This window comes from Mediterraneibacter torques, assembly GCF_044591705.1.
Taxonomy (GTDB): domain Bacteria; phylum Bacillota; class Clostridia; order Lachnospirales; family Lachnospiraceae; genus Mediterraneibacter; species Mediterraneibacter torques.
Map to the genome: position 1 here is coordinate 1,723,981 of NZ_CP172594.1, position 26,793 is coordinate 1,750,773.

24 protein-coding genes are annotated in these 26,793 nt (G+C 41.2%); 6 read left to right on the top strand and 18 right to left on the bottom strand.

All coding sequences use genetic code 11. From position 1 onward, the window contains the following. Positions 1-6: 6 nt before the first annotated feature. Together ACH9UM_RS08095 and ACH9UM_RS08100 are read right to left on the bottom strand one after the other, a co-directional pair. The gene (locus ACH9UM_RS08095) at positions 7-492 is read right to left on the bottom strand and encodes a DUF4358 domain-containing protein (RefSeq protein WP_004845266.1); all 486 of its coding nucleotides are present in this window, start codon (positions 490-492) and stop codon (positions 7-9) included. Continuing rightward, a complete protein-coding gene (locus tag ACH9UM_RS08100) occupies positions 489-1,247 on the bottom strand; it encodes a GDSL-type esterase/lipase family protein (RefSeq protein ID WP_009319925.1) in 759 nt (252 codons plus the stop codon). The genes ACH9UM_RS08095 and ACH9UM_RS08100 overlap by 4 nt, the downstream gene beginning before the upstream one ends. Before the next feature lie 188 nt (positions 1,248-1,435). On the opposite strand from ACH9UM_RS08100, the gene ACH9UM_RS08105 reads away from it, so the two are divergent. Beyond that, positions 1,436-1,924, top strand: coding sequence for a DUF5721 family protein (locus tag ACH9UM_RS08105; protein WP_009243341.1), 489 nt, complete (start codon positions 1,436-1,438; stop codon positions 1,922-1,924). A 72-nt stretch (positions 1,925-1,996) separates the two neighbouring features. Here the strand turns inward: ACH9UM_RS08105 and htpG are convergent, their stop codons facing one another. After that, the gene (gene htpG, locus ACH9UM_RS08110) at positions 1,997-4,042 is read right to left on the bottom strand and encodes a molecular chaperone HtpG (RefSeq protein ID WP_004845263.1); all 2,046 of its coding nucleotides are present in this window, start codon (positions 4,040-4,042) and stop codon (positions 1,997-1,999) included. Positions 4,043-4,292: 250 nt separating this feature from the next. On the opposite strand from htpG, the gene ACH9UM_RS08115 reads away from it, so the two are divergent. Further along, complete coding sequence (locus ACH9UM_RS08115; protein ID WP_004845262.1) at positions 4,293-4,823, top strand: GNAT family N-acetyltransferase; 531 nt, start codon at positions 4,293-4,295, stop codon at positions 4,821-4,823. A gap of 99 nt (positions 4,824-4,922) precedes the next feature. Here ACH9UM_RS08115 and ACH9UM_RS08120 read toward each other — a convergent pair whose 3' ends face one another. Further along, entirely contained in the window at positions 4,923-5,441 is a 519-nt protein-coding gene (locus tag ACH9UM_RS08120) for a peptidylprolyl isomerase (RefSeq protein WP_004845261.1), read from the bottom strand. 199 nt (positions 5,442-5,640) lie between these two features. On the opposite strand from ACH9UM_RS08120, the gene ACH9UM_RS08125 reads away from it, so the two are divergent. The 3 genes from ACH9UM_RS08125 to ACH9UM_RS08135 all read left to right on the top strand — a co-directional run bounded on the left by ACH9UM_RS08125 (position 5,641) and on the right by ACH9UM_RS08135 (position 8,349). Then, positions 5,641-6,753: an ABC transporter ATP-binding protein gene (locus ACH9UM_RS08125; RefSeq protein ID WP_004845260.1), complete on the top strand. Its 1,113-nt coding sequence runs from the start codon at positions 5,641-5,643 to the stop codon at positions 6,751-6,753. A 148-nt stretch (positions 6,754-6,901) separates the two neighbouring features. Next, positions 6,902-7,846, top strand: coding sequence for a CdaR family transcriptional regulator (locus ACH9UM_RS08130; RefSeq protein ID WP_009243343.1), 945 nt, complete (start codon positions 6,902-6,904; stop codon positions 7,844-7,846). Between the two features lie 2 nt (positions 7,847-7,848). Beyond that, positions 7,849-8,349 (top strand): DUF6106 family protein, encoded by a 501-nt coding sequence (locus ACH9UM_RS08135; protein WP_118188539.1) that lies wholly within the window; start codon positions 7,849-7,851, stop codon positions 8,347-8,349. Between the two features lie 117 nt (positions 8,350-8,466). On the opposite strand, the gene ACH9UM_RS08140 is transcribed toward ACH9UM_RS08135, so the two are convergent. The 13 genes from ACH9UM_RS08140 to ACH9UM_RS08200 all read right to left on the bottom strand — a co-directional run bounded on the left by ACH9UM_RS08140 (position 8,467) and on the right by ACH9UM_RS08200 (position 24,439). Next, a complete protein-coding gene (locus ACH9UM_RS08140; protein ID WP_004845255.1) occupies positions 8,467-9,144 on the bottom strand; it encodes a TIGR00266 family protein in 678 nt (225 codons plus the stop codon). 149 nt (positions 9,145-9,293) lie between these two features. Further along, positions 9,294-11,462, bottom strand: coding sequence for a sensor histidine kinase KdpD (locus tag ACH9UM_RS08145; protein WP_009243344.1), 2,169 nt, complete (start codon positions 11,460-11,462; stop codon positions 9,294-9,296). Continuing rightward, positions 11,434-12,132 (bottom strand): response regulator transcription factor, encoded by a 699-nt coding sequence (locus tag ACH9UM_RS08150; protein WP_004845252.1) that lies wholly within the window; start codon positions 12,130-12,132, stop codon positions 11,434-11,436. Before ACH9UM_RS08150 ends, ACH9UM_RS08145 begins: the two co-directional genes overlap by 29 nt. Before the next feature lie 74 nt (positions 12,133-12,206). Then, positions 12,207-12,839: a hypothetical protein gene (locus tag ACH9UM_RS08155; RefSeq protein ID WP_004845251.1), complete on the bottom strand. Its 633-nt coding sequence runs from the start codon at positions 12,837-12,839 to the stop codon at positions 12,207-12,209. Next, positions 12,772-14,097, bottom strand: a complete 1,326-nt coding sequence (locus ACH9UM_RS08160; RefSeq protein ID WP_004845250.1) for a glycosyltransferase — start codon at positions 14,095-14,097, stop codon at positions 12,772-12,774. The genes ACH9UM_RS08155 and ACH9UM_RS08160 overlap by 68 nt, the downstream gene beginning before the upstream one ends. Positions 14,098-14,220: 123 nt before the next feature. Next, positions 14,221-14,730 (bottom strand): DedA family protein, encoded by a 510-nt coding sequence (locus ACH9UM_RS08165; protein ID WP_004845249.1) that lies wholly within the window; start codon positions 14,728-14,730, stop codon positions 14,221-14,223. Positions 14,731-14,839: 109 nt separating this feature from the next. Then, positions 14,840-16,105 (bottom strand): DNA polymerase IV, encoded by a 1,266-nt coding sequence (locus ACH9UM_RS08170; RefSeq protein WP_004845248.1) that lies wholly within the window; start codon positions 16,103-16,105, stop codon positions 14,840-14,842. A 7-nt stretch (positions 16,106-16,112) separates the two neighbouring features. Further along, positions 16,113-18,725 carry an ATP-dependent chaperone ClpB gene (clpB, locus tag ACH9UM_RS08175; protein WP_009243347.1) on the bottom strand — a complete coding sequence of 871 codons (2,613 nt, stop codon included), beginning with the start codon at positions 18,723-18,725 and terminating at the stop codon, positions 16,113-16,115. 384 nt (positions 18,726-19,109) lie between these two features. Beyond that, positions 19,110-19,850: a TraX family protein gene (locus ACH9UM_RS08180; protein ID WP_004845246.1), complete on the bottom strand. Its 741-nt coding sequence runs from the start codon at positions 19,848-19,850 to the stop codon at positions 19,110-19,112. A gap of 37 nt (positions 19,851-19,887) precedes the next feature. After that, positions 19,888-20,535, bottom strand: coding sequence for a helix-turn-helix domain-containing protein (locus ACH9UM_RS08185; protein ID WP_004845245.1), 648 nt, complete (start codon positions 20,533-20,535; stop codon positions 19,888-19,890). Between the two features lie 139 nt (positions 20,536-20,674). Further along, entirely contained in the window at positions 20,675-23,467 is a 2,793-nt protein-coding gene (locus ACH9UM_RS08190) for a DEAD/DEAH box helicase family protein (protein WP_400091071.1), read from the bottom strand. Positions 23,468-23,525: 58 nt separating this feature from the next. Continuing rightward, a complete protein-coding gene (locus ACH9UM_RS08195; protein ID WP_004845243.1) occupies positions 23,526-24,128 on the bottom strand; it encodes a lysine exporter LysO family protein in 603 nt (200 codons plus the stop codon). Positions 24,129-24,169: 41 nt separating this feature from the next. Beyond that, positions 24,170-24,439: a hypothetical protein gene (locus ACH9UM_RS08200; protein ID WP_004845242.1), complete on the bottom strand. Its 270-nt coding sequence runs from the start codon at positions 24,437-24,439 to the stop codon at positions 24,170-24,172. 204 nt (positions 24,440-24,643) lie between these two features. Here ACH9UM_RS08200 and ACH9UM_RS08205 point away from each other — a divergent pair, with 204 nt between their 5' ends. Further along, complete coding sequence (locus tag ACH9UM_RS08205; RefSeq protein ID WP_118188541.1) at positions 24,644-25,231, top strand: 4Fe-4S binding protein; 588 nt, start codon at positions 24,644-24,646, stop codon at positions 25,229-25,231. A 183-nt stretch (positions 25,232-25,414) separates the two neighbouring features. On the opposite strand, the gene ACH9UM_RS08210 is transcribed toward ACH9UM_RS08205, so the two are convergent. After that, positions 25,415-26,707, bottom strand: coding sequence for a S41 family peptidase (locus ACH9UM_RS08210; RefSeq protein WP_009243350.1), 1,293 nt, complete (start codon positions 26,705-26,707; stop codon positions 25,415-25,417). Positions 26,708-26,793 lie beyond the last annotated feature (86 nt).

Sequence of the window (26,793 nt, forward strand, 5' to 3'; positions counted from 1 at the left end):
CCCGATTTATAAACTGTTGTTAAATATTTCTAAATATTTTTCTGCTCCCGGCGCAGCGGCAAAAAATACATATTTACCGCGCACGCTTTTCTTTGCATCTTCCAATAACTGCACCGATTCCGGCGCATACCCCTCAAAATCATTCATCCTTGTTTTGATCCGTTCTTCGATCGCACTTGAAATTTCCGCGGTCTGCGTTTCACTTTTTGCTTTAATAAGAAGAACTTCTTCAGATGAAATACTAAATTCCGACGAATAATACATAACGCCGTCATAATCTGCCGCATTCAGTCCAAAGTTACGTTTTAATGCCGTCCCGTCCTGACGCTTCATATTTTCCTTATCAAGAGATGCTTCCACAGACTTCTCCACTTTCTCAAAAGGGCGATTGCTGCCGCTTGTATAGATCAAAAGAAGTGCAACGAATCCGACGATCAGAAGCAATGTCACATAGCGCATCACCCGGATAGTTATTTTCTTCCACTGACTCATAAGCCTGCCACCTCCGCCATTTTTTCAGCCCAGACCGGATAGAAAGACGCCTTAAAATGTATGCCGTCCTGCTCATAATATTCGTCAGACATAAGATCCGAACTGTCGATAAACGCTATCCGCTTTTTATCACATAACTCTTTTAGTTTCTCGTTGAAATTTTCTATTTCTGCAAAAACAGGCTTTTCTTTCACTGCCTTTTCCTGCACCGGAAAAATTGCGTTCACAAAAATATGCGCTCCCGGCACGCTCTTTTTCAGTTCATCCACAACTGCTCCGTATTGTTTGACAAACTCGTCCGCATCACCGTTTGTATGCTCGACATCATTCATTCCGAGAGACAAAAATATGATCCCGGGACTTAATTTTTTCACCTGTTTGATCTGCTCGTCCAACTCATCCAAATGTACTCCGATCTTTGCTACAACGCTGGATGTGTTCAAAATGTCATATTCTGTAAATCCTTCCGTAATAGAGTCTCCCACGATAACCGCGCCCGTAAACTTTTCTTTCAGACTCCGTTCCCCGGCGCCTTCTTCTCCGTCTTTTTTTTCAAGCAGTTCGATTTTTTTCTCAATCGCCGCAATATCTCCTTTTTCTTCTCCGTGAATATATTCCAGTCCTGCCGATGTGTCCGCTTTCTTATAAAAAAGTCCCCGCACGCCCTGCACGATCAGCACAATGACAAGCGCTGCCGCAAGAACACATACCGCAAGAACGATCTTCCTTTTTGTTTTCTGTTTTATTTTCTTCATTTATATTGTTTCCCCATTATAATACTCATTTTATTTTACAAATAAAAATAACCCAAGATAATAATACTTTTTTTAGATTAAAAAGTCAATGACGGCACATCCGTTTCGTGGTACAATCAGTATGACCCTGTCATATCAAAAACATGGCAGGTAAAATGAACAAATATACAATGATAAGGAGTCTTTCCATGATCGCATTTTCATTGACAAATATAAAAGATTTCATGTCGCACCTTCTGTTAAATGAAACATTTGATCATTTTTCATTTATCGAAGGAGAGATCACAACATTCAATACATTTCACATTGACGGCTTTATCAAAAAAGAGTTCTTTGACTCTAACTCCGTCCTTCCCGAATACTCTTATTGGAAAAATGTAAGAAACTTCTGCTTTTCCCTCATCAAAGGAAAACGGACTCCTCTTGCCTTCCAATTCGTATTCAGCCTTGCTCCGAAGAACATCGAAACGCTCCTCTTGCAAAACGATCTTTCCGTTCAGGCGGACGCTGTGCAGGGACTCTATCTGAACATCCGCTACAACGGAGAAACATTGACATGTATTACCGGAACTTCCTTCAAGACTTTTACGATGGATAAAACATTAGAACATGCATGGGATGAAATGACTGAAAATTTCTTTAAGAAAAAAGGGATTGATTTTGAATTACTAAATTGACAGAAATAAAAAACGGTTTTAATTTAGCAGCCTGTATAAAAAACTATACAGGCTGCCTTTATCATTATCATTTTATTTTGTGAGTAAAAGCATGATCTCGTTGCTTCTTTGTACAAACGCCGTCATTTCTTCCGGGCTTAAAGGCTTATGAGCAAGCATTGCAAGATCATAAAGCTGTTTACAGATGACAGTTACATTCTCGCTTTCTTTGTTCTCTGTCAGGAACTTCACAAGCGGATGGTTTGCGTTGAGTACAAGTGTCGCCTTGCTGCCGAACATAGCCGAATCCATTCCGCTCATACCGTACATCTTCATCATCTCTTCCATACGGCGGTTTTCTTCTGACAAAACAGCCATAGACGCCACTTTATCGTCTTTAAGCTTTTCCACTTTCACATCGAGCTTATCGTCATTTAGTTCTTTTCGGAAGATTTCCACGAGACTGTCTGCCATTTTTCCGAAAGATTCTTTCTCGTCTTCTGCAACTTCATCTTTCAAAGACTCATGTACATCGGCATCGATTCTTAAAAATCTGACGTCTTCATGTTTCTGTTCCAGATAAGTCACAAACGCAGAATCAATATTATGTGTCAGTACGATCGCGTCTTGTCCCTGTGCCTTGAACATATTGATGTATTGGCTCTGCTGAACTTCGTCTGTCACATAGTAAACCGACGTTTTCTCAGGCTCTTTATCCTGATCGTCCGTATCTGTCTGCACATCTGTTTCCGCTGCCGCCTCTTCGGCTGTCTCTTCTTCTGTTCCTGCAGCTTTACTTTCATTTATAATATCTTCTAATGTCAGATATTTGTGATCCAGGTTTTTGTAGATCATCGAATCTTTCATCTTCTCGCCGAATTTTTCATCTTTCAGACATCCGAATTTGATAAACGGACTGATGTCATCCCAGTATTTCTCATAATTCTCTCTGTCTGTCTTAAACATTCCCGTCAGCTTATCCGCCACTTTCTTAGAAATGTAATCGGCAACTTTATTGACGAATCCATCGTTTTGCAGGGCGCTTCTTGATACATTAAGCGGCAGATCCGGACAGTCGATCACACCTTTGAGAACCATAAGGAACTCCGGAATCACTTCCTTGATATTGTCCGCGATAAAAACTTGATTGTTGTACAGCTTGATCGTTCCTTCGATAGATTCATATTCCGTATTGATCTTCGGAAAATACAAAATTCCTTTTAAGTTAAACGGGTAATCCATATTCAAATGGATCCAGAACAAAGGCTCTTTATAATCCATGAACACTTTGCGGTAAAAATCAATGTATTCTTCCTTTGTGCACTCGCTCGGACTCTTGCTCCACAGCGGATGAGTATCGCTCAAAGAAACAGGGCGTTTCACGATCTTCGCTTTCTTTTTCGGTTCTCCTTCTTCGCCTTCTTTTACTTCTTCCGTAATATGCTCTACGACTTCGTCTGTGTCAAGCACATCCTCCTCATCGATCGTTTCATACTCCGGCTGCGCATTTGCTTTGGAAAGGAAGATTTCAACAGGCATAAAAGAACAATATTTTTCAATCACTTCTCTTGCGCGGTATTCATTTGCAAACGCAAGACTGTCTTCATTTAAAAACAGTGTGATCTCTGTTCCGACCGTCTCTTTATTTCCTTCCTGCATCTCATATTCCGTACCTCCCTGACTTGCCCAGTGTACGGCAGATGCGCCTTCTTTATAAGACAATGTGTCGATCTGAACTTCATCCGCCACCATAAACGCAGAATAAAATCCAAGTCCGAAATGACCGATCATATCGTCTTCTGTCGTTTTATCTTTATATTTTTCAAGAAACTGTGTCGCTCCCGAAAATGCGATCTGCGTAATGTACTCTTCTACCTCTTCGGCTGTCATACCAAGACCGTTATCGATAAATTTCATTGTCTTTTCTTCCGGATTGACAATTACTTCGATCTTTGCCTTATAATCTTCGGGAAGTTCATATTCTCCCATCATATCAAGCTTTTTCAGCTTCGTAACCGCATCGCAGCCATTTGATATAAGTTCCCTCACAAAAATATCATGATCCGAATACACCCATTTCTTTATAATCGGAAATATATTTTCGCTGTCGATCGATAATGTTCCTTTTTTCACTGCCATTGTAAACACTCCTTATCTTTTTTTGATTTTATGACTTACGCATCTCCCGGTATACTTTATATACATCGGCTTCATGCGATCTGTTTTTTATGTCTAACAGACATTCTAGTACGGCAATATTTAAAAGTCAATAGAAAATCAGCACTCTTTTGTGTTGAGTGCTAATAATTAATATTATTTTTAGAAAGTTGCGGAAAATATGTTATTTGTACTATAATATTTGATAAAAAAAGAAGGGGGAATATTTCTCATGGATCAGACATCTTCAGACAATCGAACGGATCAACCGTTTACAATCCGCAAGGCAGAAACTAACGAGGATCTTCAAGAGATCGCCGCTTTGGCAGATGTGATCTGGCATGAACATTTCACGCCGATCATCGGCAAAGAGCAGGTAGAATATATGCTGTCACGTTTTCAGTCTTATCCGGCTTTACAAGATCAGGTTCTTACCGGATACGAATACTACCGGCTTCTCGGCAACCGAAAACTGTGCGGATATATGGCGATCAGGCAGGATCAGGACGGAAGGATGTTTTTGAGCAAACTGTACATTGCCAAACAATACCGCGGCAGACATTTAGCCGCATTTTTGTTTGATTTTCTAAAAAATTTATGTCGGCAGCGAAATTGTTCCGCCATTTGGCTGACATGTAATAAGCACAACGATCACTCTCTGAACGTATACCGTCACTTTGGTTTTCAGACGATCGACGCTCAGAAAAATGATATCGGAAACGGCTTTTTCATGGATGATTACATTATGGAATATCGGCTGTAAATACTGTGACATAACAATCCCCTTAAACAGGTTTTCGTTTCCTTGCCTGCCTAAGGGGAATATGTCAGCATCTTTACTTTTCTTTTTTGCCTTTACAGCTTATACTGTCTCCGGTTCGTCATATGTTTCTCCGAACAATTCTACAGTCACCTTTTTCATTCTCTGCTCTTCAAGCGGACGATCGCTGTAATCTGTTGCGGTTTCTGCGATCTTATTTACAATATCCATTCCTTCCGTGATCTTTCCAAACGCCGCATAAGCGCCGTCCAGATGCGGTGATTTTTCATGCATGATAAAAAACTGGCTTCCCGCAGAATCAGGATGCATTGCACGAGCCATGGAAAGAACTCCCGGATCATGTGCAAGATCGTTTTGGAAACCGTTCTGTGCAAACTCGCCTTTGATCGCGTATCCCGGACCACCCATTCCGTTTCCGTTCGGACATCCGCCCTGGATCATAAATCCGCGGATCACACGGTGAAAGATCAGACCGTCGTAAAATCCTTTATTAATCAATGAAATAAAGTTATTTACCGTATTCGGCGCAATCTCGGGATAAAGCTCCGCTTTCATGATATCGCCGTTTTCCATCTCAAATGTAACGATTGGATTTGCCATAATTTTATTCCTCTTTTCTTTACTGTTTTCATCGCTTATAACAGTGCTATTGTATCTGATTTCTCATTTTTCGTCAACATGTACACTTTCCGCCGCTTTTTTTAGTCACTCATGACATTGTTCTGTTTCTGGCTTACGGTTATACTTATCTCATAAGAAAAATCCAGAAAAACAAGTTTATTTTTAGGAGGAACATAAAATGGCAAGTTTATCACTTAAAGGCGTTCAGAAAATTTATCCGAACGGATTCCATGCAGTAAAAGATTTCAACCTCGAAATCGCAGATAAAGAATTCATCATCTTCGTCGGTCCGTCCGGATGCGGTAAATCTACAACACTTCGTATGATCGCAGGTTTGGAAGATATTTCCGACGGAGTATTCAAAATCGACGGAAAAGTTATGAACGACGTAGAACCGAAAGACCGTGATATCGCAATGGTATTCCAGAACTACGCATTGTATCCGCACATGACAGTATATGATAATATGGCGTTTGGTCTGAAACTTCGTAAAGTACCGAAAGCAGAAATCGACAAAAAAGTCCGTGAAGCGGCAAGAATCCTTGACCTTGACAAACTGCTCGACCGGAAGCCGAAGGCTCTTTCGGGAGGACAAAGACAGCGTGTTGCCATGGGACGTGCCATTGTTCGTAATCCGAAAGTATTCCTTATGGACGAACCTCTTTCCAACCTTGACGCAAAACTGAGAGTCCAGATGCGTATCGAGATTTCAAAACTTCACGAAAACCTCGGCGCAACGATCATCTATGTAACACATGACCAGACAGAAGCCATGACTCTCGGAACGAGAATCGTCGTTATGAAAGACGGAGTCGTTCAGCAGGTCGATACACCGCAGAACCTTTACAATACACCGTGCAACCTGTTCGTTGCAGGATTTATCGGATCTCCTCAGATGAACTTTATGGATGCCGTATGCTCTGTAAAAGGTGATGATGTAACATTGACTGTAGGAAAACATGTATTAAAAGTTCCTGCTTCCAAGAAACAGGCTCTTATCAACGGAAACTATGACGGAAAAACAGTTGTTCTCGGCATCCGTCCTGAAGACGTACATGATTCTCAGGCATTTATCAGCAATTCACCGGACAGCATTATTGAATCTGAGATCAAAGTATACGAATTGCTCGGCGCTGAAGTATTCCTTTACTTTGACGTGGAAGGAACACAGATGACAGCTCGTGTAAATCCTCGTACGACACTGCGTACAGGCGATAAAGCCGTATTCGCGCTTGATATGGAAAAAATTCACGTATTTGACAAAGAAACCGAGTTGACGATTACAAACTAATGATTTAAAATCAAAACAGCAGTTACATAGTGTCAGAACGCCCGGTTTGATCAGGATCTCATTTCTGACAATACTGCTTATAATAAGAATTTAAAGGGGGCTGCACTTATTACAGGTGCGGCCTCTTTATTCAAAACGAGGTTAATCTATGGGAGAAAATACTGAACAGACTACAAACCGCAAAACAGAAACTACAGCACAGATGAATGAACTAAACAAAGCTCTGCTTGAATTAAAAAAAATTACCGGAATCTCGCTTGAGGTATCCGGTGCAGCGCCTGAACAGATCGAACCTGCGCTGACACAGATCCACTGTCTTTGCACAGCTTACAAAGAAAAATATAACCGCACTGATTTTCTGCAGGGACTGATGACCGGGAATATCCCGCACTATGAAATTTCCGATCGGGCATCGAGACTTCACATTGATCCGGAGGAAAAACGAATTCTTTTCCTTATAGAAGGAAAACACTTTGATGAAACTTCAGGCGCAATATTGAAAAATCTACTGTCCTGCCGTTCAAAAACTTATATCGTTCCCCTTACGGAAACGCTGCTTGCAGTCATACGTCCGCTTTGCCAAAACGAGACGTTTGAAGATATGAGACATATTGCGGAGACGATCGTTGATACGCTCAATACCGAGGCGCTTATCCGTGTCCGCCTCTCATACAGTTCTGTAATGAACACGCTTGCCGATATTCAAAAAGCTTTTCAGGAAACGAATCTTGCGTTGAAAGTCGGAAGGCTCTTTTATTCAGAACAAAATATTTTCCCGTATAACGAACTCGGGATCGGCAGACTGATCTATCGTCTTCCTGTTTCACTGTGCGAGAACTTTCTGTCTGAAATATTCGGTTCTCCTATACCGAAAACGCTTGACCCCGAACTTATGGCAACAGTCAACCGTTTCTTTTTAAACAACTTAAACATTGCCGAAACCGCCAGACAACTCCATATGCACAGAAACACTCTTATCTACCGTCTGGAACAGATTGAAAAACAGACAGGTCTGGATCTTCGTCTCTTTGACGACGCCATGACATTTAAGATCGCTATGATGGTCATAAATTACTTGAAAGGAAACAAATAACTATGAATGACGCATTATATGAACAACTCGTACCCCGCAAACAAAAAACTTCCGGCATTCTCATCAGCATACTTATCATCGTTCTTGCAGTCGCTGTTGCTGTTTTAGGAATGCCTCTGGTCGGTTTTCTGTCATTTCTTATCGCAGTTTTGATCCTGATGATCGCTTTTTATTTTATCTTTCCAAAGCTCAATGTGGAATATGAATATATGATCTTAAACCATGATCTTCAGATCGATGCCATTTACAACAAGTCCAAAAGAAAACATATGCTCAGTTTTGATATTCAGTCTGCCGAGATCATTGCTCCGAAAAAATCTCCGCGGCTGAACGCTTTCCATCCTGACAAAACATATGATTTCACTTCAGGAAATGAAAATGCCGACGTCTATGCCATTATGATTTCTCTCGATCAGAAAAACTCATGCGTATATATCGAACCTGACAGGAAAATGATCGAACATATGAGACAATGGATGGGGTCAAAGATGTTTTTAGATTAAACGTGACGTGCAATACGATCTGCAAAAAAATTCTTCTTTTTTAGCAGTCTGGCAGGATCGGTATCAATATCCGATCCTGCCAGACTGCTGTTTTTATTATATAGCATGCTATTATATTTATCTTGCCGGGAAAACTTTCATGATAGCGCCTGCCACATTTGAAATCGGCATTGTCTGAAGCCATACCCGTCCCGGTCCTGTAATTACCGTATTAAACAGACCTTCGCCTCCGAACATCATGTTTTTGATTCCGGGCACTGTGCGAATCTCCATATTGCATGTCGCCTCCATAGCGGCAAGGTAACCTGTATCGACTACGATCTGTTGTCCCGGCTGGAGTACATACTCTATGACAGATCCGTCAAATTCAAGAAACGCCAGACCATGTCCCGAAATTTTCTGCATGATAAATCCTTCTCCGCCGAACAGACCGGAACCTAATTTTTTCTGGAAAAAGATCGATAATTCAACGCTTTCCTGCGCCGCCAGAAAACCTGCTTTTTGCACAACTATCTCTTTTCCCGGAGCGATCTCCCAAGGTCTGATCTGTCCCGGAAAACTGGATGCAAACGCGATCATCCCCGGACCGCCTTCCGCTGTATAACGGTTCTGGAAAATCGCCTCTCCTGCGAACATTCTTCCGAGCGCTTTTCCGACCCCGCCGTTTGACGTCGTTTCCATCTTCATGTTCGGTGACATCCAGCTCATAGAGCCTTTTTCTGTAATCATCGTTTCTCCTGCGTCCATAAAGCAGACTACTACCGGAAGTTCTCCGCCTTTAATCTCATATTTCATCTTCTTTTCCTCCCTTTTCCCATTCTTTATGCCAGCATATTTTTCTTATTCTGTCTCTCTTTATACCGACTCTGTTTTCTATCCACAGATTATCATAAAATACCGGAAGAGTCACTACTCTCCCGGCATTATTTACATATCCGTTACATTTATAAATTTTCAGGATACCCCCCCCCGGGTTTTTCGGGCATTTCCTTTGATTTCGGTAAATACAAGTCTGCTTTAAAGAGATCTGCCTCTGTCGAAATCTTCAAAGAACCGTGCTGCAATTCGGCAAAGCTCTTTGCAATCGCCAGACCAAGTCCCGATCCTTCGGTGTTTCTTGCCGAATCTCCGCGGACAAACCGATCCGTAATCTCATCTGCGTTAAAGTTCAATTCTGCCGCAGAAACATTCTTCATTGTAATATGCACTCCGTCTTCCGTCTCTGTCATATCAATATAAACTCTCGTATGAGGCATTGCATACTTCGTGATATTCACGATAAGATTCTCAAAAATCCGATATGTTTTCTCACTGTCAAGCCACATGACAACTTTTTGTTCCGGAATCTTTGTTCTGAATTCCAAATTCGCCGCTTTGATTTTTTCAACATTTTCCAGCTCAACCTGCTTAAATAATCCTACGATATCAACTTTCATAAAATGCATAACGACACTTTTGCTTGCCGCCTTGCTGATCTCGAATAAATCTTCGATCAACACTTTCAAACGAAGAGACTTTCTTTCCAGAACGCTGATATATTCTTTTCTCTTTTCTTCGTCTTTCTCATTTTTCAACAGATCTGTATATGTGATGATCGCTGTCAGCGGCGTCCTAAGATCATGGGAGACGTTCGTGACGAGTTCTGTCTTCATCCGCTCGTTTTTCACTTCTTCATCTACTGCTTTTTTAAATCCTTTTTGAATCCGCTTTAATTCTTCCTGGATCGGATTGAACAGACCGACATCGCCTTCGATCGGAATATCCAAATGACCTTCTGCAAGCTGATTCGTTGACTTGAGCAAAAGAGCATATTTTTCAGAAAGATCCTGCGTATATTTTTTCAAAAACATAAACAGCATCACCGAATAAACGATCAACGCGACCGTACCGTACCACCAAAAAAGACATACGACAAACAGAATCGCAAAGTTGATCAGCACTACGCGAAGGATCGTCCGGTTCGTTTTATCCTGAAAATCAAGATGAAGCAAAGCGTCATACTGCCGGGCAAAAAAGTTTCTGATCTTTCTCCCGATACTTTTCACTTTCTTTTGTATCTTTCCTCCGCTTTCTTCTCCTTTATTCTTCATCTTTCTTAACATCTTTGCCGTCAGCGTCCTTTCCGTCCAATACGCTTTCTTCATGCGGAACATTGCCCGAAGCGATGTAACGCACCAGAAAAGTATCCCGAACATAAACATCCAAAGCAGGAAATTCGCCACAAGCAAAGCCGGCTCGAATCCTGCCGGAAGAGATCTTCCTTTCACCGTATGATAAACAACATAAGCCATTATATCAAAACCGCCGAAAGCGAAAAATAAAGCTCCCGCACCTGCCACTTCAAAGGATGCACGGAATACTTTCATCTCGCTTAAGTCGAGACATTTTACAAACGGCATAAGAATCGCCGCCGCGATCAGCAGCACGCTCAACATTTCAAGCGTATCTCTGAAAGCCGTTGTATAGCTGATATTGTAATACTCGAGATATTCTCCGTTTTCCGAAGCAATGATATTCCCATAAGCTTCCAGATTTTCTTCTGTTATCCCGTAAATGAACGTAACATCCGTAAGCGTTGTAATGCTTGATATCTGCCCGTAAGACTCGACGCTTTCAACCTCGTTAATATAGATCGATTCCATATTGTATGCCTCTTCTGCTCCGAATGCCGTTCCGCCGATCTGGATATCCTCCAAATCTCCGTTTTCGGAAAAAATATATTTCACACGGAAGGCATACTCTTTTCCGTCTTCATGCAGCTTCTCCTGTTCTTCTTCCGGCAGATCAGAAGCTATCACCTCATCTTTACTGTCGATCAGCTCATAATCTAAATATTTTTCTGCCAGATCAAACCTTTGCTGTCCGTAAAGAGAAAGTACTTCCGCCGGATCAGTGTCCCGTACATACCGATTATAAAGAAGATAATTGCCTTCCGCCAGCGTATTCGCCATATCCGCCGCCGTTTCTCCCGATCGGGAGCCCTCCTCCTGCACCGATTCTATCTGCCGTCTGATCGTTCCGTATTGCAGCATCATAACTGCGGAACTTGCCGCCAAAAGCAAGATCAGAATAAGAATTCCAAATTTACGGCTGTTTTTCGATTTTGTATCCAACGCCCCACACCACCTTCAAATATTTTGGATTTTTCGGGTCGATCTCGATCTTCTCCCGAATATTTCTTACATGCACCATAATCGTATCTGTATTGATCGCTTTTTCCTGCCAAACCCGCTCATAAATCTCTTCTGCCGAAAAAACTCTTCCCGGATTCTTGGCAAGCAATAAAAGGATCTTGTACTCGATCGGCGTCAGCTTCACAGGATTTCCGTCCATAGACACTTCTACCATATCTTCATTGATCTCAAGCCCGCCGATCACATGCGTATTTTCCTGAGGTGCTAATTTTTCAAGAAACTTCCGGTATCTTCGTAACTGGGAATTCACTCGCGCCATCAGTTCCATCGGAGTAAACGGTTTCGTCACATAATCATCCGCCCCGATATTAAGACCTGTGATCTTATCGACCTCCTCGGATTTGGCAGATAACATGATAACCGGAAAATCGTATTTCTCCCTTAGTTTCATCGTCATGCGTATCCCGTCCATACGCGGCATCATAATATCTATGATCGCCAGATGGATCTCCTCTTTTTCAAGTATTTCTAAACCTTCAATTCCATCTGCTGCCTGAAATACGACATACCCCTGACTTTGCAGATAGATCTGTACGCCTTCCCTGATTTCCTTATCATCCTCTACGATCAAAACATGATTGATTTCCATTGCTTATGCCCTCTCCTTTTCCGTCATTCCCCGTATTTTTTATCCTATCTCTTCTTTTTGCAAAAGAGAAATGTTTATATTGTCTGCGCAACATATATTTCTTCCGACGCTGCATCTGCATTGACCGGAAGATTCGGAATCGCCTTCTTCTGAACGATCCCATAATCTTTTACCGCAACGTCCACTGTTGTAAACGGAAGCGGAATTACATATTTATCCCATCTGCGAGTCAGCCTGATACATGAAGAATAAGAAAGGCTGATGCCTACAAATGCTTCTTCTGCATGTTCCGACAAGTAAAATGCCAGTTTTTTCGGCTCGTGCCGCGGACCGAGCGGTCCGTCTAACGCAACGGCGATCGAATGTGCCTTCTCATAAGAATCGCGGACGATGTTTTTTAACGCCCCGAACGCCTTATACCCGTCAGGAACGCGAAGCGCGTTTCCGCCGCATCGCTTTATCATATGTTCAATATAATTTCCCCGTGTATCGGCTGTAACAATCACATCTACAGGTGTTGTCTTATCCGCCAGACGCTCAAGCACGAGATTCATAAAAAAGCTGTCCTCATGCCAAAATCCGAATATCTGACTTTCACCGTATTCATTTTCTTCATGCCAGTTTATTTTTACTGTCTTTTCAAGCAATGTGAGATATTTTGTGAACAGCCATCGCAGCGCCTTCTCCGTGAGCTTCTCCGTTTTCATAAGAATATTCTCCTTTTCCGTCTTTTTGCCGATCCATTGCTTTTCCGCAGATACATTGATTGTAGAGCATCTCTTCATATAAGGCAAGTGTGTCGGAACGATAATTTTGTGCTTCTTTCAAAGCCGCTTTTTTCATTTTAAACCGGTTCTCCGGCTGTGCTGCTTCAATGACTTTCTCCGCCCACCTGCTTTCCTCTTCTTCTGTCAAAAATCCGTTTACTCCGTCTTTGACAATATCGTCCGATCCGACCGCGTGAACCGCAACTACCGGAGTTCCTGCTGCCATCGCTTCTGCCAGAACGATTCCCTGTGTCTCTGATTTTGATGCAAATAAAAACAGATCTGCCGCATGTACATAATGTTTTACATCTTCATTCTTCACGTTTCCTACAAAAGTCACAAGATTTCCGATCCCTAAAAGAGCGGCTTTCGTTTTTAATTCTCCCTTCTGACTTCCGTCTCCAAGTATCATCACATGAAAGTCATCCCCGGCTTCTTCTTTGATCTTCGCGATTCCCCGAAGGATAAATTCATAATTTTTCTCTTTCTCAAGTCTGGATACAGTGACAAATAAATGTTTTTTATCTCCCTTATACGTCTTCCTGATCTCTTTTGCCTTCTGCTCATCCATCGCAAAAAACGACTTTTCAAGTCCGGTCGGAAATACGGCGGATCTGCTTCTCATACCATATTCCCACAATATCTTCTGCATTCCTGCCGACGGAGCAAGTACGAGATCGCACTGATTTGCAAACCAGCTCATATAAGTTGGTATGATCTTTGTCCTGATCAGTCCGATCGCCTTCTTTTTTAATACAAAGCTCTTCTCATCAACTCGCAGTCCCGGTATATAGTGCAGATAATCTTCATATCTCGTATGATATGTATAGATAAGCGGCAGTCTGTATTTTCGTTTCAGATAGAGAGCGCACGGTCCTACGAACATCGGATGATGTACATGGATACAGTCAAATTCGTCTCTTTCAAATGCTTCCATGATCTCAGACGGATAAAAACTCGGATATACCATCCCATTATCCATCTTACGTTTCTGCGTTCCGTAGCGTACAACCTGCTCGGGAGCAGAAACATCGGCTGCCAGAACTGCCTCTCTTTCTTCTTGTGTTTCCCCGTACATCGGTGCAAACACCGTTACCTGATGCCCTAATTTTATCAATTCTTCTGCCTGACGCTCTACCGAGATCGGCACTCCTCCTACAAATGGTCTGTAATTGTTTGTCAACATTGCGATTCTCATGTCTTTTCCCCCTTGTCTGAATTCTCTCGCCTTATTTTTAATAACTTTTTCGGATAACAATTATTAAATAAACTCTCATTTTTCAAATGATATAAAAAATTATGTGAAAAATTATGCATAAATTTATGTAAAGAAATTGATCGCCGCATCTCCGAAGAAATATCCCGCGCCTACAAACGCCAGATTCCACAGGAAGATTCCGCATGCGGAGCTAACCGTATATTTTGTAAAATTCATTTTTACCATTCCTGCCGGAATAGAGATCAGCGTGCGCACCATCGGAAGAAGCTTGCTTACAAATACCCCTGTTCCTCCTTTTTCTCTTAAAAACGCCATTTTTTCTTCAATCACCGGCCGATGTTTCGGGAATTTCTTAAAATAAAATTCCATCACCTTCCCGCCGCCGAATCTTCCGAGAAGATACAGCGCCCAGCTTCCGGTAAGTCCCGCAAATACAGTCAGAACCATGACCATAGGAAAACTTATTTCACCTTTCGCCGCCCATATTCCCGCCAGCGGCATAATAACTCCTGCCGGAAATCCGGGGAGATTCAAATATTCTAAAAGCACGATCAAATAAATAAAAAATGCTCCGTATCGTAAAAAATAATCGGTAAGTTCAGATATGCTCATAAAAAAATCAGCCTCCTTTAACTATCTACAGGATATCCTGTAAATCTAAAGGGGGCTGACATAAGATTCAAAAGAAATTCTAAAGATTTTTTGAACAAGATTTTGATATTTATTTTTTCTTCGGCATAAGACTCGCTTTAATAACTGCTCCTTCTCCGTATTTTTTATTCAGTTCGTCCATCGCCTTTCTAAGCCGTTTATGTTTTTCGTCCGGCTCTGCTTCCGGTTTCATATCGAAGATCGTCAACTGCTCCGGTTCGTTTTCATCCGACAATTTTGACGTTCTGATTCCCAGCAGACGCACCGGTTCTCCGGTCCACACTTCCCGAAACAGATTGACTGCCGCCTTGCATATTATATCGCTTTCGTTTGACGGCTTTTCCAACTGCATCTGATGAGATAATGTACGAAAATCATAGTATTTAATTTCCGCACTTACCATTCCTGCCTTTTTCCCGGCTTTTTTCAGACGTCTTCCGACGCTTTGAGCCAATTCTTCAAACACCGGACAAACTTCCTCCATTGTCCGTGCATCTTCCCTAAGCGTTGTGGAATTCCCGATCCCTTTCGCTTCTTCCGGCTCAGACTGAACGGTCGACGTACCGATTCCGTTGGCAAACTCCCACAACATCCGTCCATGACTTTTCAAATGAAGTGAGATCAGATCGGGATCTGCCTGCGCCAATGCTCCGATTGTATTAATCTCCAGTTTTTTCAATACCTGCACACTGGATTTTCCTGCCATATACAGATCTTTGATCGGAAGCGGCCACATTTTCACTTCAATCTCTTCCGGAAATAATGTGTGTATCCGGTCCGGCTTTTCAAAATCTGACGCCATTTTCGCCAGTAATTTATTCGTTGAGATTCCGACATTTACCGTAAATCCAAACTTCTTTTTAATCCCTTCCTTAATCTCAAGCGCTCCGTCGATCGGAGAACTGTACCGCGCGGCGATCTTCGTAAAATCCATATAACACTCGTCTACGCTGACCTGCTCTATCTCTTTCGTGAATGTCTTTAAATATTCCATCATCTGTCTGCTCTTCTCGCGGTACATCCGATGATCAGGCGGATACATTACGAGATTCGGACACTTACGAAAGGCATTCGCAACAGGTTCTCCCGTGCGGATGCCATATTTTTTGGCAAAAGTGGATTTTGCGAGAACAACACCGTGCCGGGATGTCTGATCCCCGCCGATAATTGCCGGGATCTCCCGAATATCCACTTTCGCCCCGTTTTTTAATTGTTCTACAGCCGTCCAGCTCAAATAAGCTGAGTTTACATCAATATGAAAGATTATCGGTGTCACTTGCGCCATCCTTTCACACACCGGCTTCATGCAGACTCTTTTCTTCTCGCTTTTTTGCATATCTTACTTATGCTTCCTGTCTTTCCAAGCTGTTTACCCGCTTCACATCTGCTTTCAGTTTGCCGTCTTTCGCATCGATCAGTATCGTGTCTTCTCTTCCGACATTTCCGGCAAGAATCAACCGTGCAGCCAGTGTCTCTACGTTTTTCTGCAGATATCTCTTTAACGGTCTTGCTCCGTACATCGGATCATATCCGCCTTCTACGATACAGTCTTTCGCCGCTTCCGTCAGTTCGATCGTCAGTTCTTTTTCCTCCAGCCGTCTGTTTACATCTGCCACTAACAAGTCAATAATGGCACGAATATTTTCTTTCGTCAATGGTTTAAACATAATGATCTCGTCAAGACGGTTCAAAAATTCCGGTCTGAAGTGAGCTCTTAAATCATTCATCGCCATATCCTGCGCCTCTTTCGAGATCGAACCGTCTTCTTTTATACCGTCTAAAAGATAACCTGCTCCGATATTGGACGTCATGATCAGAATCGTATTTTTGAAATCAACGGTACGGCCCTGAGAATCTGTAATCCTTCCATCGTCAAGCACTTGCAAAAGCACGTTAAATACATCCGGATGCGCCTTCTCTACTTCGTCAAATAATACGACTGAATACGGTTTTCTTCTGACTGCCTCTGTCAGTTGACCGCCTTCGTCATATCCTACATATCCCGGAGGCGCTCCGATCAGTCTCGACACGGAATATTTCTCCATGTATTCGCTCATATCAATCCGCACCATATTATTCTCATCGTCAAACAGGCTCTGCGCCAACGCCTTCGCAAGTTCTGTTTTTCCCACGCCTGTAGGTCCGAGGAAGAGGAACGATCCGATCGGCTTGCTCGGGTCTTTGATTCCGGCTTTGGAACGGATGATCGCCTCTGTTACAAGTTCGACTCCTTCATCCTGACCTATGACTCTTTTATGAAGTTCATCAGCAAGATGAAGTGTTTTGTTTCTTTCGCTTTCATTTAATTTCGCTACGGGAATTCCCGTCCATCTTGAAACAATCCTTGCGATTTCTTCGTCTGTTACCGCTTCATGAACAAGAGACAATTCTTTTTCTCTTACTTTTTCTTCCTCTTCTTCAAGCTGTTTTTGCAGCTGAGGCAGTTCACCATACTGCAGCTGCGCGGCTTTATTCAGATCATACTCTCTTTGCGCTTTGCTGATCTCCTTATTCACATGTTCGATCTCTTCACGAATTTTCTGTACCCGCTCAACAGAATGCTTTTCATTCTCCCACTGTACCTTTTCACCGGCATATTCTTCTTTCAGACCCGCCAGTTCTTCCTGTAAATGTTCCAGACGTTCACGGCTTAATCTGTCTTCTTCTTTTTTCAGCGCCTCTTCTTCAATCTCAAGCTGCATAATCCTTCTTCTTAATTCGTCCAACTCTGTCGGCATCGAATCAAGTTCTGTCTTAATGAGCGCACAAGCTTCATCTACAAGGTCTATCGCTTTGTCCGGCAAAAAACGATCCGAAATATATCTGTTCGACAACATTGCCGCTGCGACAAGAGCGCTGTCTGTAATCTTCACTCCATGAAATACTTCATAACGTTCTTTCAGACCACGCAGAATCGAAATGGCGTCTTCTACTGTAGGCTCGTCAACTAAAACCGGCTGGAAACGGCGTTCCAAAGCCGCATCTTTCTCAATGTACTGACGGTACTCATCAAGCGTCGTTGCGCCGATACAGTGAAGTTCTCCTCTTGCAAGCATCGGTTTCAACATATTGCCCGCATCCATAGCACCGTCTGTCTTTCCCGCTCCGACAATCGTATGCAGCTCATCAATAAACAGAATGATCTTTCCGTCACTGTTTTTCACTTCTTCGAGAACTGCTTTCAGTCGTTCTTCAAACTCGCCCCGGTACTTTGCTCCTGCGACAAGAGCACCCATATCAAGAGAAAATATCGTTTTATCTTTCAGTCCTTCGGGGACATCACCGTTGACGATCCTCTGCGCAAGACCTTCTACAACCGCAGTTTTTCCGACTCCCGGTTCACCGATAAGCACCGGATTGTTTTTCGTCTTACGGGAAAGAATCCGGATCACATTTCTGATTTCCTCGTCACGGCCGATCACCGGATCAAGTTTTTGATCCCTCGCCCGCTCTACCAGATCCTGACCGTACTTATTCAGCGTATCATAAGTCGCTTCCGGATGGTCGCTTGTCACTCTCTGATTGCCTCTGACAGTAGACAGCGCATGTAAAAATCCTTCCCGGCTGATGCCGAATTCACGATAAATCTGTTTCATCTCTTTGCTTGCATATTTTAACAGGGAAAGGAAAAGGTGCTCTACGGAAACATATTCGTCTCCCATCTGTTTCGCCTCGTCCTCGGCATGGATCAACACATTGTTCAGATCCTGCCCTACGAAAAGCTGACCGCCCTGAACTTTCGGACGCTTTCCGATCGCCTGATCTACCCGGTTTATCAAAAGCTGACCTTGTATATTCATCTTTTCAAACAATTTTAAGATCAGACTGTCATCTTGTGTAAGCAGCGCATACAATAAATGTTCCTGCGCCAATTCCTGATTTCCGTTATCTGCGGCGATCTTCTCACAATTTTGCACCGCCTGAATGGAATTCTGTGTAAATCTGTTTATATTCATGCTAATCCCTCCTTTATTTTCGTGTTCTACTAGGAATATAGCATCTGTTGTTAGCACTGTCAAGGGTTGAGTGCTAATATTTTTGTTATTTTTTTGCAAACCCTTTAAAATCAATGGTTCGCAGTATCTTATTTCTTTTGAAATTGTGATTTTTTCTGTTTTGACACCAATTTGACACCAATTTTTCTTTTTATGGTATCAAGCATTTAACACCATATTATCTAGTCTTATAATCTCATTTTCAATCCTTGTCAGCTACGAACCAAAAGTTGCCATGCTGAGCCACTATATGCCGACCTACTCACCGACTGACGATTAATTTTATATCGACAACGGAATACAGAAAAACGACCGGTACACAAGCACCAGTCGCTATCAGTATGGTCAAAGTATTAAACTTACAAGATAAAATATGAACAAATGGCCAGGATAAAAAATATAGAAGAAATATTTCATTTTCATTCCACGCTCACCATTATACATTGAAATAAACAATAAAGATGTTGCAGCAGTTAAAAAATAAGGGTCAATAAATCCACTTATTGTAAAATTCAATCCACAAATATACATAACTAAAATAGAAGCAGTATATTTTAATGCTGGCATATCATAAAAAAGATAAAATACACTGATTAAGGCTATTCCATAATACCACCCGTCTAAATTGCAAATATATGAAATGTACGCCCCGACTACTATTGCTGCAAAAGAGATTATTACATTTTTGTGGGATCTTTTTATAATTGTTAAGATGATCAACCCTAATAACAGCGTAAATAGCACATTTTGCTGTCCCAAACTGAATAAAGTTCCTGCACAAGCTAAATCATAAACAGGCTCGGAAATAAGTGCAAAAATTCCTAAGTTTAAAATATATTTCTTGAGATTATGTGTATGAAAAAATCCCTCTACTAACAAAAAACAGAAGACAGGGAATGCAATTCTGCCTAAAATATGACAAATATTAACTGTGGACATTAACATATCGAACTGCTCATCTGTAAACATAGAATATGGAGCATGTAGGATAATTCCATTTTTTAACACCACTTGACCAAAATGGTCTATTACCATAAAAATCATTGCCAGTATTTTTAATGTACTTCCCGAAATAATTTTTTTCATTTTATTATGACTGATGATTTCCCGTTAAGATTTACCGTTAATTTTCTATTTTAACATTATAGTTAAGACTTATAATGTCTTCTGTATAATCATCAGCAACGATTTGAATAATATAGGAACCTTTTTCAAAATATAAAGTTTGTAAATCATTCAACTCTTGACCATCTAATTGATAATAAATCTTATTGTCTTTATCTGCAATGGTAATATGAAGTTTACCGTTGTCAACAGTCCCTTTTACTTGTATATCAAGTTTTTCGTCTTTAGGGACTGAAAAATATCCGTTTGCAATATTCATAGACGGTTCTTTTGTTTCATTGCTTTTATAAGTTTCATGCTTTTCCATTGTGAAATCAACTTCTATGCTATCTTGATATTTACTGTATAATCCCCAGATAATAACAGTTCCTAAAAAACATAAAACTAGCAATAGTATAAGATACTTCTTTTTTGCCTTTTTTTCATTATCAATTTTTTTTACAGTCTGAACATCATTTTTTAATAATTCATCAATAGAGATTTTGAAATAATCACTTACTTTTATAATCATCTCTAAATCCGGATAACTTTTACCATTCTCCCAATTAGAAATAGTCTGTCTGGAAACATTAAATAAATTTGCAAAATCATCTTGACTTAAACCATGTTGTTTGCGCAGATTGTTTATTTGTTCTCCTATATTCATTTCAAATCTGTCCTCCTTTCAGACATCATTATATTATTTTTTCCGTTAGAAATCTATCAAAACTCCTTTACATCTTAGCAAAGTTTCTTTTACAAAGCGAAATATTGCTTTTGATATATACAAATATAGAATAATAAGGTTATTTGACACTATTTCTTGTATATTGACAATTTTTGATGAAATGCGATAAATCCATAAAATCCGTGTATTCCTCCGTCGTTTTAAAAACGACCTTTCCTGCGCTGATCTCCGTTAAGTGCTTAGAGGCGCAGCATATCTTGATGTTTTCCGCTATTTTTGACTGATTAGAGTCTTTATCTTTTCCGGCTTTTTTCCCAACAACAAAGAAACGTTTTCCTTTCGTTTCCCGGTACAAAGCGATCGCCCATTTCGGCATATAACGTCCTGCAGGAGTGGAGATATAAAATTGTTCCGGAAGTTTTACATATACCGCAACCTCTTTTGATGCTTCCAGCCGTTCGATAAATTCCTTTTCTGCGCCGGATCGGTATTTCACATAATCATACAAATGCTTCCCGACTTTCATTGCGTCCACTCCCTGTTTTCCCTGAATCGTCTGCTGTGTAAAAATATCTTTTGTATATTTTTCGTCTGACGTATGATATATGATATTTTCCGAAATCGCTGTTTCTTTCACATTTAAGATCAATCTTTCTGCCTGAGCGATAAATTCTTCCGGACTTTCTTGAAACTGTTGAAAAACAGAACTTTCGACTCTGCTCAATATTTCGATCACTGTTTTCCTTTTCAGCCCTGTCATATCGGCAAGTTTCCCCGCAAGATCATATTTCACGACGCTTTTTGCCGCCTCATTCTTGCCTTTAAATCGCATATCTTGTATATGCAGTTCTCTGTTTAATATTTTCACCGCATCTTCTACTAATTTTTCCGTATCAAAATTTACGGTATATGTCGATTTCAGGCAAATATTTGACCACAATGCGCTGAATTCTTCTCCATTTAGCTTTTCCTGATCGACTTTTAGTTCTACTCGACGGCTTCTTGCATTCTCGGGTATGATTACTTCTATATCGCGACAGACGTCGGCCTTCCGACTCTGTTTACCGAAAACATCTTCTGCAATTTCACTTTGCAGGCCCTTCACAAAACTTTCATAGCTTTCGCTTGCGATCACGGTCAACGTATTCACTCTGTGAACGTCCTGCCCCAGAAAACTTCTGTCCATTCTCTGTCCGTCTCCATTGACACACAGACGAAGCCCTCTTCCGACTTCCTGCCGTTTTCGTACTTCGCTTCCTCCGTTTTTTAACGTACAAATCTGAAATACATTCGGATTATCCCATCCTTCCCGAAGTGCTGAATGAGAAAAAATGAATCGAACAGGAGACTGTTTCGGGTCACACTCCAAAAGCAGTTCTTTATTTTTCATGATCAGATCATAAGCATCCTGATCGTCTGACATCATTTCTTTTCCTTTCCCTTTACTGTCGACTACATGCCCTTTTCTGTCTATTGAAAAATATCCGGCATGAGTTTTTTCGACAGGGATCATTTCTATGTAATCCCGATACTTTTCATCTCCCGGTCCATACTTCATATTCTCTATAATGTTACGGTACTCTTCTTCAAATATGTCCGCATAACTGCCGTTTTGAGGACATCCCGTTTCGTCATACTTTTTATAACGGGCAACTTCATCAATAAAAAACAATGACAAAACTTTAATTCTTCTGCCAAACAACCGGCGTTCCCTGTCTATATGAGACAGGATTGTCTCTCTGATCTGTATTCTGCGAATCTGTTCCTCGTCCACTTTTCCGTTGATATCGCCTGCATATAGTTTCATCCCGTTGACAAACTCAACCGATTCTTCCTGTCTGTTAATCTGTTTTACTTCAAAGCCGCCTTGATATTCTTCCAAACCTCCCGAAATTTCGTATAAGTCGTCGCCGATTCCTACCTTTCGATATTGTTTCCGAATCCCGCTTCCCATTTTAAAATCATACTGTATAACGGCAGCCGCATCAGACTCAGAACAACAGATCCTTTCTACATATATATAGCCGTCTGACGCCATTGTTTTTGTCTCTGCGATTCCTTTTACTTCAATTTTTTTCACAAGGTATTTTCTGTAAGCATCTGCCGCACTAAGGCGATACACCATATTATACAGACTGTCAGCTTTATGCGTTGCAGAATACCGAAGCGTAATAAGAGGGCAAAACTGTTTCATCCTCTCTTTTGTCTGCCTGCCTTCCACCGACTGTGGTTCATCAATAATTATGATCGGATTTGTTCCCGCGATCAAATCGATCGGCTTCCTTCCCTGAAACTCATCAAGATTCATATAAATTCTCCTTGCATCCTTTCCTTTTGCATTGAATGCCTGAGAATTGATGATCATTACATGAACAGAATTATCCGATGCAAACCGGTCGATTTCCGTAAGTCTCTCTGAATTATAAATAAAAAAACGGATCTTCTTTCCATACTCTTTTGCAAAATGTTCTCTCGTTATCTGAAATGTCTTATATACGCCCTCCCGAATCGCGATGCTTGGCACGACGACGAGAAACTTACTCCATCCGTATCGTTTATTTAATTCGTATATCGTCTTAATATAAGTGTACGTTTTCCCAACTCCGGTCTCCATCTCAACCGTCAGATGATATCCGTTTTCCCGCCCTTCCAGCTTTGAAGAAACCGGAATCTGATTCGCCTTTTGTATTTTCCGCAGATTATCTAATATTCTCTCATCGCTTAATTCGGGCACGATCTTCTGATTGCTCCATCCTGAAAAAGTTCCTTTTCTCTCTTCTGACGACGAATTTTTCCCCGATATTTCCCCTGTCATATAAGAAGGCGCCAAATATGGCTGTCCGTCAAAGACATCCGCAACTGCCTTCGCCGCATCAGCCTGAAATTTCTGATATTTAAACTGCAGTTTCATTTTCAACGTCTCCTTTTCTTCTTTTATACTTTTCCTGTCTGCCGGCGATTATATATTTTTACTTTATATTCAAACAAAACGAAATAAGTATCGGCACACAAAATGAACAGATCACTCCGTTTAAAACAGATAACACTACCGTTTCTTCATTTGTATATTTCAGCATTACCGGAAGCGTTGTATCTTCACTTGTCGCTCCCGCAGGTGCAATGCACGTATAATAATTAAAATGTACCGCCAAAAACGGAATAATAAAAAACGAAAAGATCTCTCTCATCAGATTACTCAAAAAAGCGATACTTCCGGCTTCTGCGCTTACCAGCTTGCTGATCGTTGCTCCTGAAAGACTGTACCAGCCTAATCCGCTCGCGATCGCCGTCCCATGACCAACAGGCATTTTAACGATCATAGAACAAATTATTCCTCCCAAAAGAGAGCCTATAATAATTCCGATCGGAATAATAAAAATCTTAATATGATATTCCCGTATTTTCTGCACAATACCGTCATACATTCCGATGCTTATTCCGACGGAGAACATTAATATATATAAAACAATATGGGTATTCTGCGTGATTGCGGAAATGAAACTGCTTTCCACATCAAAATAGCCGTAGACAAGTCCTGATACTAAGGACAATATCGTTAAAAAAACGATCATCTAAACCCCTTCTTTCCTAAAACTTTATTTTTTACAACGGCCTATTTATCTTTCTTCATAAAAACTCTTGTCAGCCAGTAAACCAATCCGATAGAAAGCACGGTCGGTATAAGGAAAAAGAGAAAGCTTGTCAGACCAAGCGATGATAATTCTTCAAAAAAATGATCTTTCTTTCCAAGCATGACTCCCATAGAAAAAATCAAAATAAACGTACAAAACAAAGAAAGATATTCATTTTTCTTTTTCGCCCTGCGCAGGATTGAAACTCTTCCTACTAAAATCCCGATACACATAACAATCAATATATCCATTTCTTAACTCCTCACAATCCGATTTTTCGCACTTATATACTATATCAAAATTTTCCTGTTTCGTCATGTATAAAAAAACAAATACTTCAGGAATCACCGAAAAGCGCCAAAAAGCACATTGTCATCTGCTTGCGTGATTATATCACAGAATCTTATCATCCTCTATGCTATATATTAATAGAACAAACTTTTAGGAGGTCCGTCATGGAAAAACATTGGTATGACTATTTGTGGATCGTATCCCTCGCTTATTTGATTCTCGGATTTTTCAACATCCTGTTTGCATGGATCGGACTTCTTTGTTTTTTCATCCCTTTGATCATCTCTCTTGCAAATGGAACAAAGGGATATTGTAACCGGTATTGTGGAAGAGGGCAGCTTTTCGGTCTGATCGGAGGACGTTTCGGTCTTTCCCGAAAAAAAGACGTGCCTCTGTGGATGAAAAGTAAATGGTTCAGATATGGATTTCTAATCTTTTTCTTTGTCATGTTTTTCCAAATGCTTTGGAATACAGGACTTGTATTTGCAGAAATCCACAGCTTAAAACAGGCAGTCTCCCTGCTCTGGACATTTTCGTTCCCGTGGGATTGGGCATACCACGGAACACTATTCCATCCGGGCGTCGCACAGTTTGCTTTTGGATTTTACAGTGTCATGCTGACATCTACCGTACTTGGGGTTGCAACAATGATCTTGTTCAAACCGAGAAGCTGGTGCGTTTACTGTCCGATGGGAACAATGACTCAGCTCATCTGTAAGGCGAAAAGTCCAAAACTAAACGATTCAAAATGAGCCCACACGAAAAACCGATTCAAAAAACCGATTTAAAAACTTATTAAAAAACAATTTGAATAATTACGAAAAAAGCGGACAGTTCACTGTTCCGCTTTTTCTGTTCAGATGTTCAGACTTTCTGCTCAGATTTTTCCGTTAAACTTATTCTGTTCCATATTGTCCGCCCATATTGTTTTTGTTTTATTTATTTTGATCTTTCACTACTTCCAAAGCTTTCTCTAACTGGGTGTCTGCTTCGGGATTATTCTCATCGTATTCATACTCTACTTCCACGTCAGGCTCTACGCCTTTGCCGTTGATGCTCCGTCCGTTTGGAGTATAGTATTCTGCGATTGTCATTTTTAAGCATGTTCCGTCTCCAAGATCCATTAACTGCTGAACGACCCCTTTTCCATAAGTCGTCATACCGACGATCTCTCCGATGCCGTAATCCTGCACAGCTCCGCTGAAAATCTCCGACGCGCTGGCGCTGTATTGATTTACAAGTACGGCAAGCGGCTTATCAAATTCATTTGCTCCGTCGCAAGTAACTTCTTCTACATTCCCTTCTTTGTCTTTTGTCGACACGATCACTCCTTCCGGAAGAAGCAGCTTCAGCATATCTGTTACTGTATCAAAATTTCCGCCGGGATTATTACGAAGATCAATTACAAGCCCTTTCATTCCCTGCTTTTCAAGATCTTCCAGCGCCGTTTCAAATTGATGATAAGTTACGCTGTCAAACTCGCTTACAGCGATATAGCCAATCTGATCTTCTTTCATTTCATATGCGACTGTCTGTACTTCGATCTTATCCCTGACAGCCGTCACTTCAACTTCTTTTCCGTCTCTTAGCACATGGAGGACAACCGACGTACCTTTTTCGCCTTTGATCCACGAAACGACTGTATCCAGTTCATATCCCGCCGTCTCATGTTCGTCTACCTTATATAAGATATCGCCTGATTTCAAGCCCGCCTTGTCTGCAGGTGAATCTTCATACACATTGACGATCGTAATCTCATCTGTTCCGAGCTGCTTCGACATCGATGCTCCGATTCCGAAAAATTCACCGTTCGTTGTTTCAAAAAGCTCCTTCGCTTCCTGTTCATCGTAGTATTCTGTATACGGATCTCCCAGCGCGCCTGCATACCCTGAATAAATACCTTCTACAAGGGCATCTTTATCAATCTCATCTTCATACAGATAATACTTCTCTATCAACGCGTTAAGCCTGTCAAGTTTATGTTCCATATCTGATCTTGATGTACTTTCCGTTGCAAAATTGCCTTTGAAAAATACGGCAGATACCACCTTTGCAGCTCCCCATACTCCGGTAATTATAACTGCGCCGATCACGATTCCTACAAGAACGCCAATCCCGAATCTGCTTTTTTTCTTCCCGCTGCCTAAAGAACCTTCATTTGCATCCACGCTGCCCCGACTCATCTTGATTTCATCCGACTCATTTTGATTATTACTAGTTTGATCCATGTTTTTCATTCCCCTGTTTTCGTTCATCCGCAAATTTTCTTACATCACATCGCATTACTTTCCAACGCCCCTCTATCTATTATATA

Coding starts and splice junctions, on each gene's coding strand:
- htpG (WP_004845263.1), bottom strand. CDS start 4,042: ATGGCAGTGAAAAAAGGAACATTATCGATCGACAGCGAAAATATATTT.
- ACH9UM_RS08190 (WP_400091071.1), bottom strand. CDS start 23,467: ATGAAACTGCAGTTTAAATATCAGAAATTTCAGGCTGATGCGGCGAAG.
- ACH9UM_RS08125 (WP_004845260.1), top strand. CDS start 5,641: ATGGCAAGTTTATCACTTAAAGGCGTTCAGAAAATTTATCCGAACGGA.
- ACH9UM_RS08180 (WP_004845246.1), bottom strand. CDS start 19,850: ATGAAAAAAATTATTTCGGGAAGTACATTAAAAATACTGGCAATGATT.
- ACH9UM_RS08205 (WP_118188541.1), top strand. CDS start 24,644: ATGGAAAAACATTGGTATGACTATTTGTGGATCGTATCCCTCGCTTAT.
- ACH9UM_RS08100 (WP_009319925.1), bottom strand. CDS start 1,247: ATGAAGAAAATAAAACAGAAAACAAAAAGGAAGATCGTTCTTGCGGTA.
- ACH9UM_RS08155 (WP_004845251.1), bottom strand. CDS start 12,839: ATGAAAACGGAGAAGCTCACGGAGAAGGCGCTGCGATGGCTGTTCACA.
- ACH9UM_RS08135 (WP_118188539.1), top strand. CDS start 7,849: ATGAATGACGCATTATATGAACAACTCGTACCCCGCAAACAAAAAACT.
- ACH9UM_RS08165 (WP_004845249.1), bottom strand. CDS start 14,730: ATGAGCATATCTGAACTTACCGATTATTTTTTACGATACGGAGCATTT.
- ACH9UM_RS08130 (WP_009243343.1), top strand. CDS start 6,902: ATGGGAGAAAATACTGAACAGACTACAAACCGCAAAACAGAAACTACA.
- ACH9UM_RS08115 (WP_004845262.1), top strand. CDS start 4,293: ATGGATCAGACATCTTCAGACAATCGAACGGATCAACCGTTTACAATC.
- ACH9UM_RS08105 (WP_009243341.1), top strand. CDS start 1,436: ATGATCGCATTTTCATTGACAAATATAAAAGATTTCATGTCGCACCTT.
- ACH9UM_RS08210 (WP_009243350.1), bottom strand. CDS start 26,707: ATGGATCAAACTAGTAATAATCAAAATGAGTCGGATGAAATCAAGATG.
- ACH9UM_RS08120 (WP_004845261.1), bottom strand. CDS start 5,441: ATGGCAAATCCAATCGTTACATTTGAGATGGAAAACGGCGATATCATG.
- ACH9UM_RS08095 (WP_004845266.1), bottom strand. CDS start 492: ATGAGTCAGTGGAAGAAAATAACTATCCGGGTGATGCGCTATGTGACA.
- ACH9UM_RS08160 (WP_004845250.1), bottom strand. CDS start 14,097: ATGAGAATCGCAATGTTGACAAACAATTACAGACCATTTGTAGGAGGA.
- ACH9UM_RS08185 (WP_004845245.1), bottom strand. CDS start 20,535: ATGAATATAGGAGAACAAATAAACAATCTGCGCAAACAACATGGTTTA.
- ACH9UM_RS08195 (WP_004845243.1), bottom strand. CDS start 24,128: ATGATCGTTTTTTTAACGATATTGTCCTTAGTATCAGGACTTGTCTAC.
- ACH9UM_RS08200 (WP_004845242.1), bottom strand. CDS start 24,439: ATGGATATATTGATTGTTATGTGTATCGGGATTTTAGTAGGAAGAGTT.
- ACH9UM_RS08150 (WP_004845252.1), bottom strand. CDS start 12,132: ATGGAAATCAATCATGTTTTGATCGTAGAGGATGATAAGGAAATCAGG.
- clpB (WP_009243347.1), bottom strand. CDS start 18,725: ATGAATATAAACAGATTTACACAGAATTCCATTCAGGCGGTGCAAAAT.
- ACH9UM_RS08140 (WP_004845255.1), bottom strand. CDS start 9,144: ATGAAATATGAGATTAAAGGCGGAGAACTTCCGGTAGTAGTCTGCTTT.
- ACH9UM_RS08170 (WP_004845248.1), bottom strand. CDS start 16,105: ATGCAAAAAAGCGAGAAGAAAAGAGTCTGCATGAAGCCGGTGTGTGAA.